The sequence below is a fragment of the Streptomyces sp. NPDC012827 genome (assembly GCF_042900905.1).
GTDB lineage: Bacteria > Actinomycetota > Actinomycetes > Streptomycetales > Streptomycetaceae > Streptomyces > Streptomyces gulbargensis.
Genome location: NZ_JBIBBY010000008.1, coordinates 38,952 through 51,243, shown reverse-complemented (window position 1 = coordinate 51,243; position 12,292 = coordinate 38,952). Strand labels below are relative to the sequence as shown.

Annotated in this window: 8 protein-coding genes; all 8 read right to left on the bottom strand. The window is 74.0% G+C overall.

Features of this window, described 5'->3' with window-relative positions:
* Window positions 1–2 precede the first annotated feature (2 nt).
* The 8 genes from ACFY60_RS18840 to ACFY60_RS18805 all read right to left on the bottom strand — a co-directional run bounded on the left by ACFY60_RS18840 (window position 3) and on the right by ACFY60_RS18805 (window position 12,219).
* Window positions 3–716 (bottom strand): NDP-sugar synthase, encoded by a 714-nt coding sequence (locus ACFY60_RS18840; protein WP_388611829.1) that lies wholly within the window; start codon window positions 714–716, stop codon window positions 3–5.
* 56 nt (window positions 717–772) lie between these two features.
* Entirely contained in the window at window positions 773–1,774 is a 1,002-nt protein-coding gene (locus tag ACFY60_RS18835; protein ID WP_388611827.1) for a GDP-mannose 4,6-dehydratase, read from the bottom strand.
* Between the two features lie 56 nt (window positions 1,775–1,830).
* Complete coding sequence (locus ACFY60_RS18830; protein WP_388611825.1) at window positions 1,831–3,240, bottom strand: hypothetical protein; 1,410 nt, start codon at window positions 3,238–3,240, stop codon at window positions 1,831–1,833.
* Window positions 3,237–4,757: a GT4 family glycosyltransferase PelF gene (gene pelF / locus ACFY60_RS18825; RefSeq protein WP_388611823.1), complete on the bottom strand. Its 1,521-nt coding sequence runs from the start codon at window positions 4,755–4,757 to the stop codon at window positions 3,237–3,239. The genes ACFY60_RS18830 and pelF overlap by 4 nt, the downstream gene beginning before the upstream one ends.
* Before the next feature lie 81 nt (window positions 4,758–4,838).
* Window positions 4,839–6,977: a hypothetical protein gene (locus tag ACFY60_RS18820; RefSeq protein WP_388611822.1), complete on the bottom strand. Its 2,139-nt coding sequence runs from the start codon at window positions 6,975–6,977 to the stop codon at window positions 4,839–4,841.
* 397 nt (window positions 6,978–7,374) lie between these two features.
* Window positions 7,375–7,902 carry a hypothetical protein gene (locus ACFY60_RS18815; RefSeq protein WP_388611821.1) on the bottom strand — a complete coding sequence of 176 codons (528 nt, stop codon included), beginning with the start codon at window positions 7,900–7,902 and terminating at the stop codon, window positions 7,375–7,377.
* Window positions 7,903–8,292: 390 nt separating this feature from the next.
* A complete protein-coding gene (locus ACFY60_RS18810; RefSeq protein WP_388611820.1) occupies window positions 8,293–10,458 on the bottom strand; it encodes a glycoside hydrolase family 9 protein in 2,166 nt (721 codons plus the stop codon).
* Between the two features lie 321 nt (window positions 10,459–10,779).
* Window positions 10,780–12,219 carry an endo-1,4-beta-xylanase gene (locus ACFY60_RS18805; RefSeq protein ID WP_388611819.1) on the bottom strand — a complete coding sequence of 480 codons (1,440 nt, stop codon included), beginning with the start codon at window positions 12,217–12,219 and terminating at the stop codon, window positions 10,780–10,782.
* Between the last annotated feature and the right edge of the window lie 73 nt (window positions 12,220–12,292).

Genomic DNA, 12,292 nt, shown 5'->3' with positions numbered 1-12,292 from the left:
GCTCAGGCTCCCTTGAGCAGCATGGCCTTGCGGCTGGTGAATTCGGCGTTCGCCCGGTCGTAGTCGTCGGGGCGGCCGATGTCGAGCCAGTAGCCGTCGAACTCGTAGGCGTGCGGCGGGGTGTGCGCGGCGAGCAGGTCGAGCACCAGCTCGTCGAAGCCGAGCGGCAGCCCGGGCGTGTAGGCGTCCAGGGTGGAGAGGGAGACGCCGTAGACGCCCATGGACACCCGGTAGTCGATGCTGGGCTTCTCGGTGAAGGCGACCACCCGGCTGTCGGCCGTGGTGAGCACCCCGAAGTCGATGTGCACCTTGCGGGCGTAGGTGGCGATGGTGAGGGGGGCCGCCGAACGCCGGTGCTGCCGCAGGACGTCGGCGTAGTCGAGATCGGTGAGGACGTCCCCGTTCATGACCAGGAAGTGTTCCGGCAGCCGGTCCCGCAGGGTGAGCAGCGGGCCCATCGTGCCGAGCGGGCTCTCCTCCGTGGCGTAGTCGATGCTCAGGCCCCACTGCGAGCCGTCGCCGACGTAGGCGCGGATGATCTCACCCAGGTGGCCGATGGCGAGGGTGCAGTGGGTGAAGCCGGCCGTGGAGAGCTGCCGCAGCACGATCTCCAGGATGGCGTGCTGGTCGCCGATCGGGACGAGCGGCTTGGGAAGGGCGGTGGTGTACGGCCGGAGCCGCACGCCCTTTCCTCCGGCCAGGATCACAGCGTGCATGGCATTCCTCCTGCGGGGTGCGTGCCGGTGGAGCGGACGGTGAGGGTGACGACGCGTCAGATGTTGTAGATGCCGGTCTTGTAGCGGGCCAGGTGGGCCGGGTCGGTGAACCACTCGGCGGTCCGGGCCAGGCCCTCCTCCAGGGAGTGGCCCGGCCGCCAGCCGGTGGCCTCGGTCAGCCGGGACGCGTCGGCGACCAGCCGCATCACCTCGGAGGCGGCGGGCCGCAGCCGCGCGGGATCCTCGCGGACGTCCAGCGGCGCGTCCATCACCTTGCCGATGAGGGCGACCAGGTCGCCCACGGAGATCTCGCCGCCCGTCCCGGCGTTGAAGGTGCGGCCCACGACCCGCTCCGCGGGGGCCGTCCCCACGGCGAGGAACGCCCGCGCGGTGTCCTCGACGAAGGTGAAGTCCCGGGTGGGACGCAGGTCTCCGAGGGTCAGGGTGCGCTCCCCGGCGGCGACCTGCCCGATGACGGTGGGGATCACCGCCCGCATCGACTGGCGCGGCCCGAAGGTGTTGAACGGACGCAGGGTGACCACGGGCGTGCCGAAGCTGGCGTGGTAGCTGTCGGCCAGCCGGTCACCGCCCGCCTTCGAAGCGGCGTACGGGGACTGGGTGTTGATCGGATGGTCCTCGGTGATGGGGACCGTCCGGGCCGTGCCGTAGGTCTCGCTGGTCGAGGTGTGCACCAGCCGGGGGGTGCCCAGGGCGCGCACCGCCTCCAGGACGTTGAGCGTGCCCGTGACGTTGGTGTCCACGTAGCTGTGCGGCGCCTGGTAGGAGTACGGGATCGCGATCAGCGCCGCCAGGTGGTAGGCGCAGTCGGCGCCTTCGAGCAGCCCGCGCACGGAGCCGGGGTCGCGGACGTCACCGAGGACGATCTCCACCTGGTCGAGGACGTCGGGGGCGAGGGTCTCCAGCCAGCCGTAGGAGGAGAAGGAGTTGTACTGGGCCATGGCCCGCACCCGGTGGCCGGACGCGACGAGCGCCTCGGTGAGGTGCGAGCCGATGAAGCCCTCGGCTCCGGTGACGGCGGCGAGCGGTGCGGAGGTCATGGACGGGTCCTTTCGGGACGGGACGGCGGGAGGGGTCGGCCGGGCGGCCGGGCGGGTCAGACGTGCGGGGACGGCCGGCCCAGGACGGTGACGGCGAGGGCGACGAGACAGACGGCGGCCGGACCGCAGACCGCCGGCAGGAGCGCGGCCGGACCGGGCGGCCCCGTCGTCCAGGCGACCGTCCCGGCGACCGTGGCGGCGGCGAGGCAGACGAGCGCCGGCGGCCACGCCACGCCGAACGCCTGGAGCAGGAGCGCCGTCCACAGCGCCGCCGCCAGGGCGAGCAGGGCCGCCGGATCGGAGCCGGTCAGCAGTGCCGCCGGCAGCAACGGCAGCAGGTAGCCGCCGACGCAGCCGGCGAGGACGCCGCAGGAGCGGAGCAGGAACGCGCCGGGCGTGGCGGTGGCGCGCAGGGCACTCACCGACCAGCCCCGGTAGCGGTGGAGCAGCCACTCGGCCGGTCCCATGCTGAGCGTCAGCACGATGACCGCGTACGGCTCCTCGCGGCCCAGCAGCATCGTCAGCACGGCCGCGGCCAGACCGAAGAGGCCGTACGGCACCGAGGCCCGCAGCCGGGGCCGGGGAGCGCCGCCGGGCGCGGCGGGCGCGGCGAGGCAGCCGGAGAGGACCCTCGCCGCCGCCGCGAGCGTCAGCAGGAGCGCCAGCAGCGGCAGGGCCAGCCGGATCAGGGCGCCCGGCTCCCACCAGGGGAGGACGGCGGCGCCGGCGATCAGCGGGGTGAGCGCGAGGAGCAGCAGCCGCTCCCGGCCGAGGACCAGGAGCACGCCCGCGCCCGCCAGGTAGAGCGACTGGGCCGCCGCGACGGCCGTGACCGGGCCGCCGCCGGCGGGCACGGCGGCCAGCCCGGTCGCCACGGCCGCGCCGAGCGCGGAGCCGGCCAGCAGGGTGCGCCCGGCCTCGCGTCGGCCGGCGACGAGCCGGAGATGGGCCCGGTGCCCGAGACCCTGCCCCCATGCCCAGGAGACGGCGCCCGCCACCATGAGGACCGGGGCGCTCCGGCCCACGTTCCACAGCGGAGCGGTGAGGAGGTAGGCGAGGGCGGGCAGGGCGAACAGCAGCCCGCGCAGCAGGCACCGCAGGGTGTCGGGGCGCCAGGGGTCGGGCGAGGCGGGCGGTTCCGGGAAGGTCCGGGGCACGCGCGCGTGGAGCGCGGCGGCCAGGGAGAACAGGGTGGGGTGGCCGTACCGTTCCTTGACGACGGTGGCGGAGAGGCCGTCCGCCTCCAGGAGCGCGGCGACCTCGTAGGGGTGCACGGCGGGGCCGATCCGGTCGGCGAGTTCGGCGGCGAGCGCGCTGACCGCCTCCTCGTCGGGGCCGCCGCCGGGCAGCCGGATCGCCAGGGTGGGGGAGTCGAGGAGGCGCCGGCGCGGACGGGGCGCGGCCAGCCGGATGGCCAGCGTGTCCTGTTCGGTGCCGCCGGGTTCCAGGGACATCGGGCCGCTCATCCGGCGAGGCTCCCGGTGCCGGTGACGGCCGGGGCGGGCAGGACGACGCGGGCGGGCACGGCCTCCACCGCACGCCGTCCGTCGGCCAGTTCGTGGTAGATGGCGCGGAAGGTGTCGATGGTCTGCCGGAGGGTGAACTGCTCGATCACCCGCAGGCGGGCGGCCTCCCCCATGGCCTTGCGGCGGCCGGCGTCGGCGAGGAGTTCGAGCGCGGCCGCCGCCATCGCCCCGGGGTCGCGCGGCGGGACGACGAGACCGGTGTCACCGACGGCCTCCCGGACGCCCCCGACGTCCGTGGAGACGGTCGCCCGGCCGCAGGACATGGCCTCGATCAGGGTGAACGGGAAGCCTTCGCTGATGCTGGACAGCATCACCACGTTGCCGGCCGCGTAGGCGTCGCGGATGTCGTCGACCCGGCCCTCGAAGGTCACGGCCTGCGCGTGGCCGAGCGAGGCGGCGAGCGCCTCGCAGCGCTCCCGGTAGGCCTCCCCGCCGCGCGGGGTGCCGCCGAAGAGCCGCAGGCGGACGTCCGGCAGCCGGTCGCGGACGAGCGCGAAGGCGCGGATGAGCGTCTCCAGGTCCTTGATGGGGTCCACCCGGCCGGCCCAGCTGAGGGTGAGGGTGTCCGGTTCCGGCCCGGCGGGCGGGAAGGCCGCCGGGTCGACGCCGTTGTAGACGGTGCGGATGGCCGCCGGGTCGGCGCCGCCCTCCTCCTCCCACAGCCGGTTGTAGCGGTTGCCGGGGGTGATGAGGGCCGCCCGTCGGTAGCTCTCCTCCGCGAGCAGCCGGAAGAAGCCGAGGATCACGGCCTTGACGGGCCAGCGGTAGGGGGCCGTGCGGTAGCCGAGGTAGCGCTCGCGCAGGTAGACCCCGTGTTCCGTCAGGAGCAGCGGCACGCCGTGGCGTTCGAGCGCGGCGAGCCCGGGCAGGACGGCCACGCCGCCGCTGACGGCGTGCGCGACCCCCTCGGCCGGCGGCGGCGCGGCCAGCGGGCGCAGGGCGTGCTCCAGGAGGCCGGTGGCGGTGAGGGCGTCGTGCACGGTCGGCCGCGCCTCGCGGACGGCGAGCCCGGGCCGCCGCCAGACGGAGGTGAGGACGGATATCGCCGTGTCGCCGCGGAGGAAGGGGCCGAGCAGCCCGTCGGCGGCGGCCCGCGCCAGGCCGTGCAGGGCCGGGCCGAAGTGGTGCTCGGCGGCCGGGTCGAGCAGCGCCTCCAGGAACGTCTCGTACGTGGCGGCCAGCCGCTTGCGGGCCCGGCCCCGTGGCGCGTGGCCGGGCGGCGGCGTACCCCACATCGGTACGGACAGCACGTTCCCCACGTTGGCGGGCGGCTCCCACGCCAGGGGCTCCCGGCCGGTGCCGGTGACGGCGATGACGTCGAACCGGATGTCGGGCATCCCGGTGACGAGCTGGTCGCACCAGACGCTCACCCCGCCGTGGCTGTGCGGGTACGTGCCTTCGGTGAGGAGGGTGACGCGCGGGGCGCCGTCGCGCCGGACGCCCTGGGGTATGTGCATGGGTGTGCTCCACGGCCGTGGTGGGGGTGGTGGTGCCGGTCCCGGCCGCGGGTGGGCGGCCGGGACACGGGGGACGTGCGGTCAGCCGCCGGCGCCGGGCCGGACCTGGGCGGTGACGCCCTCGGGGACCCGGACGGGGGGCGCGGGGGCCGGAGCGGGGGCCGGGGCCGTGGCGTCCGGATCGCCGGCCGGGGCCGCGGCGGGCGCGGGGAGCGCCAGGCCGAGCGGGGCCGTGGTGAGGGCGGTCCAGCCGGAGCGGGTGCCCGCGTACGCCTCCCCGAAGGCGGAGCCGGCCCGCAGGGTGCCCTCCGGCATGGTGGCCGGGACGTCGAGGCCGGCGGGGCCCTCGACGGTGACCGTGGTGCCGACGCGGTGGGCGGTGACCCGCCCGTCCCGGACGGCCGTCCCCCAGGCCTCGCGCCGCTGGAGCTCCCGCCCGATGTCCCGCATCCGCAGGTTGACGACGGGGGCCGCCGGGGTGAACAGGGCGTCGTAGGAGTCGAGCACACCGTCGAGGACGGGGTAGGCGATGCGGTCCTCGGCGAGGTTCGACTGGTGGATGAAGTGCGGCTTCGGGTCGTTGGCGAGGACGTGTCCGAGCGCGATCCGCCGCTCCACCGGCACGATGTGGCCGGCGTACCCGGTGGCCGGGTCGAGCGGGGCCGGCAGGCAGGTGGTGGTGGCCGGGTTGTCCTCGCAGATGCCGCTGCCGCCCTGGGCGCGGCTGGTGTAGATCCAGTTGTACTCGTCGACCTGCTCGGCCGCCCGGCCCGCGTTGTAGAAGACGTTCATCGGGTACCGGGGGACGGTGGTGGCCGGCCCGACCCGCCGCTGGCCGCCGCTCTCCCGGGAGTTGTCCGAGGCCAGCCAGGTGACGCGGTTGTCGGCGAGGGCGGGGCCCAGGTGAGGGTTGTCGACGGGCTGCTGCGGCAGGACGCGCAGCCCGGAGTGCTCACCGGTGACGAGTTCGCCGTTGTCCAGGGGGAGCCCGGCGACCTGGCCCCAGACGCGGTTGAGCGCGATCTCGTCGGAGACGTCCTCGCGGCTCACCCACTTCACGGAGCCGTCCGGGCGGGTGGCGCACCGCCAGGGCACGACGGTGGTGTCCTGCTCGCAGCCGAGGAAGGCGTGGGTGTAGGTGTGGTTGATCCAGCGGAAGTCGTCACGCCGGGCGAGGAAGCGGTCGGCGAGCGGATCGGCCCCGCCGTTGTCCTCCCGGTGGTCCACGCTGCCCGCGCCGTTGTAGGCCATGTCGAGGGTGAAGCCGCGCGCGGCCTGCCAGGCGGCGGCGTGGTCGACGTCGGCCGGTGTCATCCGGATGGGGTCGGGGGTGGCGTTCGGGTCGGTGCAGTCGACGTCGCCGGGGGTGCAGTTGAGCACCGAGTTCCAGCGGTCGTCGGCGGCGAAGACGTCGTCGACATGGACGGCGAAGTAGTTGCGGGAGGCCCCCAGGTGCACGCCGCCGGTCATCCACTCCACGATGCCGCGGGCCAGCAGGCGGTACTGCTGCTGGTGACGGTTGTAGACGAAGGTGACGACGAGCTCGCGCCGCCCGTCGTGGCGGTACTCGCCGACCAGCGAGCCCCGCCTCGTGGTGCCGGGGATCGTCGCCTGGACGTACGGCGTGAAGTCCGCGCCGGTGACCGGGGCCGACAGGTAGGCGTAACTCTCGCCCACGGTCGGCGAATTGTCCTCGAAGGGAACCGCTCCGTCCAGGTATCCGAAGGGGCCGGAGCGGCCCGCGGGGGTGACCTGGGCGGTCACTCCGTCGAGGCTGCCGGAGTAGCCGCCGTACACCGGGTACTGGAGTCCCGCCTCGGGCCGGGCGTAGGTGTAGGCGTCGACCTGCGGAATGCCGTAGGTCCGCTCGTACGAGGCGAGCGCCGCCATCTCGGGCGACCGGGCCGGGAACGGGTTGTCGTTCGGCAGGACGACCGCCTGGAACCTGGCCCGGGGCCGGCCGTCGACGGTGTCCGCGAGGTATCCGGCGTCGATCACCGGACGGTCGGCGCGGGTGAGGTCGATCCGCGTGTACGGCGTGCCCGCCACGTCCAGTTCGGCGGCGATGGCCTCGGTGGCCGGGCCGCCGTCGGAGACGACCAGGACCCGCAGGTCCACGCGCGGTTCCGGCGCGGCGGCACGGGCCGCCGTTCCCGGCAGGACGAGTCCTGCCAGCAGCGCGCCCGTGGCGAGCAAGGTGGTGCCTGATATCCGCTTCATGCGGTGGGTGTCCCCTCCCGGAGCACAGGGGTGGTCATGGCTCCGCGGAGCGGACGCACCCCCTCGTGCGACGCCGGCATCCCCCTCGAAGGCCGGTCGTCCACGCGTCCGTCGCGTCAAATGGTGAGGTATCTGTGGAGCTTTCGTGGTCGTGCTGCTCAAGCTGGCGGAAAATCGTGGTCGGTCCCTGGCGTCCGCACGCCGACCGGGCCGGGCTCCGACGGCTCCCGGGCCCGCCCGTGCCGGTTGCCCGGGGGGCCTCCCGGCCAAGCGGGACGGGAAAGAGTTCCACCGGCGGGCCCGGGAAGCCGCCGGTGGAACATTCAGAGGTCCAGACCGGTCGGGTGAGCGGTCCTTGGCCGGATCACGGCCCCGGTTCGGCCCGGAGCCGGGGCCGTCAGGCGCAGAGGACGCGCGTCTCGGGGGTGTGGACCGGGCCGCCGCTGACGTTCGAGCTGTCGCTGAACTCGGCGTAGAAGTACGAGTAGAAGCCGATGTTGCCGTTGCAGCCGGAGTCGGCGGCGACCTTGAGGGTCAGCGTGACGGTGCGGCTCTGGCCGGGCGGGATGGTGGCCCCGTAGTTGGCGCCCAGGTCGGCCGGGCCGGTGCCGGAACAGGCGCTGCTGCCGCTCGGACCGGTCAGGGTGCAGCCGGTGAACGCGTACTTCAGGTCCGGGCGCTGGTTGGTGAGCCAGGTCGGGTCGATGGTCTGGTAGACGAACCAGATGTCGTAGGTCTTGTTGTTGGTGAGCGTCATCGAGAGCTCCACGGAGCCGCCCGGCGTGGTCGTGGCGGCGCTGGTGCTGAACGTCAGCTGGGCGGCGGCCGGGGTCGCCGCGCTCGCGGACGGGGCCAGGCCGAACAGGGCGAGGCACAGGGCGAGGACGGTGGTGAGCCCGAGGCGTCGCGTGAGGAGTGATCGCATGGCCCGGGAGGCTAGGCAGCGCCGCGACCCGCCGTCTTCCCCGCCGGGAGCCCCCGGAGAGGCCGACGGCCGAAAGCGCGCATCCCGTGAAGGCCTCGCGGAGAAAACGTGAAGCACCGGTCCGGAGGGCCGTTTCCGCACGCCACACGCCTCGCTCCGCACCCCCCGCCGGCTGTGCTCGGCGGGGCCGGCCGGAAGTTCCCCCACGCGCACTATTGGCGTGTACGCATCGGACCACGCCCGGCGGGCGGCGCGCCACACCGCCTCCCCACCGGCGCCTCCCGGCCACCCGGCGCGATTCCGCCGCGAGAGGCCCGCGTCCCGGTTCCACGTCCGGGGCGGCCGGCGGGGCCCGGGCGGAGGGGTCCGTCCGGGCCCCGCCGGCGACGGTCAGCCGCAGGCGTTTCCGTTGAGGGTGAAGACCGTGGGGGAGGGGTTCGCACCGCTGTGGGTCCCCTGGACCCCGAAGCTCACGGTCGCGCCGGGGGCGAGGGTCCGGTTCCAGTCGGTGTTGCGGGCGTCGACGGCGCCGCCGCTCTGGGTGACGGTGGCGTTCCAGGAGCCCGTGACGCGCTGGCCGCCCGGGTACGTCCAGGCCAGCTGCCACCCCTCGACGGCCGTCGGGCCGGTGTTCCTGACGGTGACGGTCGCGGTGAAGCCGGTGCTCCAGGCGTTGTCCACCCGGTAGGTGACCGCGCAGGAGGCGGCCGGCGGTTCACCGCCGCCGGAGGCCCGCTCGGCGGCGTAGGCGGCGAGCCAGGCCAGCGGGGCGTTCCAGTTGATCGCCACTTCGTTGGTCGAGTACGAGTCGACGTGGTCGATGTAGCAGGCCGCGGGGGCGCAGCCGGCGAGCCTCTCCTGGGCCACCGGGTCCTGGAGTCCGCTGTTGGGCCCGCCCGCGAGGGAACCGGCCGGCGGGCGGGGCAGCGAGGGGTCCAGCTGGTGCGCCCAGAAGCGGTGGTGCTGGTTCTGCGAGGACGTCTCGCCGTGGCCGGTGACGTAGGACAGGCCCAGGGCGTTGCGGCCCAGCAGGTAGTCCATCGTCTCCAGGGCGCCGGCGCGGTAGCGCGCGTCACCCGTCAGCTCCCCGGCGACGGCCATGACGATCGCGTCGTTGGCGACCTCGCCGTTCGAGCCCCAGAAGTACCCGTCCGCCGGGACGGGCACGGCGTACCCCTGGGCGGCCATCCTGGCCAGGTAGCCGTCGGCCGCGGCGGTCACGGAGGAGCGGATCCGGGCGGTGTCGGCCGCGGGCAGTCCGGTGGGCACGGTGGCCAGCACGAGCCGGCCGAGCGCGGCGGTGTCGGCCCAGCCGAATCCGTAGGGGCTGAAGGCGTCGGCGGAGGTGTGCCAGGGCGAGGAGGTGACCGCGTCCCGGTAGGCGCTCTCACCGGTCGCCGCGTACAGCTCGGCGGCGGCCCAGTAGAACTCGTCGGTGACCCGCGTGTCCCCGTAGGGCCCGCCGCCCGTGCTGTCGGAATCCGGCGCGTACACCGCGGGGTTGGCCCTCGCGGCGCTCCATGCCTGGCGGGCGGCCGAGAGGCAGCGGTCGGCGTAGGCGGAGTCGTACGGCCGGAACACCCGGGCGCACTGCGCGGCGGCCGCCGCGAGGTTCAGGGTCGCCGCCGTCGACGGGCGGTGCAGTTCACGCGGCTGGGGGTCCAGCTCGGGGCGCATCGGCATGCCGGTCCAGGCCGCGTCGTGGATCTTGTGGAACGCCATGCCCGCGTACGGCTTGCCCGCCGGCACCTGCATCCGCATGAGGAAGTCGAGCTCCCACCGGGCCTCGTCGAGGACGTCGGGTACGCCGTTCCCGCGCTCGGGCACGCGCAGGGTGGAGTCGCCCAGCGCGGCTCCCTTGCCGGCCCGGTCGGCGCGCTCGAAGGAGTTGACGAGCAGCCAGGTGGAGAGGCCGCCGTTGACCACGTACTTGCCGTGGTCGCCGGCGTCGTACCAGCCGCCTCTGACGTCCCGGGTGTAGTCGCACACGGTGGCCTGGCAGGGGACGGAGGTGTCGCCCTTGTTGGGCGCGACGCCGAGGTGTCCGGCCGGGCGCGCGTGGGCGGAGCCCACCAGTGAGGCGTCGATCGCGATGCCGCTGCGCTGGTGGTGGAAGAACGCCATCGCGTCGGAGCGCAGCGTGTCGTAGAGGTTCGCGCGGATGTCGAAGGGAACGCTGCTGCTGCCGTCCACGGTCAGGACGTATCCGCTGCCCGTCTCCCGGTGGGACGAGAAGTCGGCCACCTGGAGGGACTGCCCGGAAGGGGCGTCCGCGCCGCGCGGGACGGTCGAACCGGAGGCGACCACCGTCCCGGCCGCGTTCCGCAACTGCCAGCCGAGCGCCTGTGCCGCCGTGGTGACGACGGTGGCGCGCTTCGGCCCGTCGGGCAGGTAGCCGACCTGGTTGACGCGGACGGCCGTGGTCGCCGCCGCCGTGGTGGACGCGCCCGCGGCGGCGGGCGCGGTCGTGAGTCCGCCGAGGAGGAGCGCACCCGTCAGGAGCGCGGCGGAGAGGTGGAGAGGGCGGCGGAGTAAGGGGGGTGCGGTGCGGTGCATGTGCGGCTCCTTCGGGAGGGGGAGTGTGCCGGGGCGGGCAGGTCCCTGTGCCGGGGGGGCGGGAGGTCCCTCCGGCGGCCGGACGCCCGCCCGGCCGGACGGTGTGGGAGCGCTCCCAAAACAGGCGGTGGTGAACGAGGGTCGTGGTGCGGGGATCGGGGCGCAGAGTAGTGACGCCCCGCCGCCACCGTCAACGGTCCCGGCGGCACCGGAAAATGCCTCGGACCGGACGCGTACGACGGCACCCCGCCCTCCGTCCGGCGCACCGCCCCGAACCGGCCGTGCCCGTCGCTCCGGTGGGAGCGACGGGCACGGGACGGATCAGGCCCGGGACCAGCGCTGGTTGGCGCCGTTCCAGCAGGAGTAGAGCTGGATCAGGGTCCCGTTGGCGGTGCCGTTGGCGGCGGCGTCGAGGCAGAGGCCGGACTGGACGCCGACGATCGACCCGTCGGAGTTGAGGCGCCACTTCTGGTTGTCGCCGCCCCAGCAGCTGTAGATCTGCACCTTGGCGCCGTTGGCGGTGCCGGCGGCGTCCAGGCATTTGTCGCCGAGGACCCGGAGTTCACCAGCGGCGGTGTAGGTCCACTGCTGGTTGGTGCGGTTGTTGCAGTCCCACAGCTGGAGCTGCGTGCCGTCGGTCGTGGTGGATCCGGGGACGTCGAGACAGCGGCCCGAAGCGACTCCCTTGATCGGCCCGGTGCCGGGGGAGGGGGTCGGAGGCGGCGTGGAGGAGCCGGCGTTGAGCGCGTTGAGGACGGAGGCGTACGCGGGCTTCTTGCTGCCGTCACCGTTGAACAGCAGCGGCGTGTGTTCCGCCCGCCACGAGTCGGTGTCGCGCACGCCCCAGACGGTGATGCCGACACAGCGCGGGACGGCCAGGCAGTCGTTCACCACGTTGGCGTACGTGGTGGGCGAGGCGCCCTGGATGTCGAGCTCGGTGATGGCCACGTCGACGCCGAGGGCGGCGAAGTTCTGGAGTGTGGTGCGGAAGTTGCTGTGGTAGGGGCTGTCGTTGTTGAAGTGGGACTGGAAGCCGACGCAGTCGATGGGCACACCGCGCTGCTTGAAGTCCCGCACCATGGCGTACATGGCCTGCGTCTTGGCCCAGGTCCAGTTCTCGACGTTGTAGTCGTTGTAGCAGAGCTTGGCGGCCGGGTCGGCGGCGCGCGCGGTACGGAAGGCGACCTCGATCCAGTCGTTGCCGGTGCGCTGCAGGTTGGAGTCGCGCCGGGCGCCCGAGGTGCCGTCGACGAAGGCCTCGTTCACGACGTCCCACTGGGTGATCCTGCCCTTGTAGTGGGCCATCACGCCGTTGATGTGGTTGATCATGGCCTGGCGCAGCGCGCCGCCGCTGAGGTTCTGCATCCAGCCGGGCTGCTGGGAGTGCCAGGCCAGGGTGTGCCCCCGTACCTGCTTGCCGTTCTGGACCGCCCAGTTGAGGACACGGTCACCGGCGGTGAAGTTGAACTGCCCCTGCTGCGGTTCGGTGGCGTCGATCTTCATCTCGTTCTCGGCGGTCACCGAGTTGAACTCGCGGCTCGCGATCGTCGTGTACGCCGTGTCGTTGAGCCGCCCCGAGGCGATGGCGGTGCCGAAGTAGCGGCCGCTCTGCGCCGCCGCGCGGCCGAGCGTGCTCTCGGCGGCGTGCGAGGGCGGAGCCACCAGCACGGTGGCGGAGCCGAGGAAGCCGACGATCAGCGCCGCGCACAGGCTGCCGATTCTGCGGCGGACGGCCGGCGGGGAAAGGGTGGGTGAACGCATGAGGGAACCTCCAGGACGGACATCACGCGGGGAGGGGTGCGGCGGAGTGAATCCGCGTCTGCGGCGTCCGCGT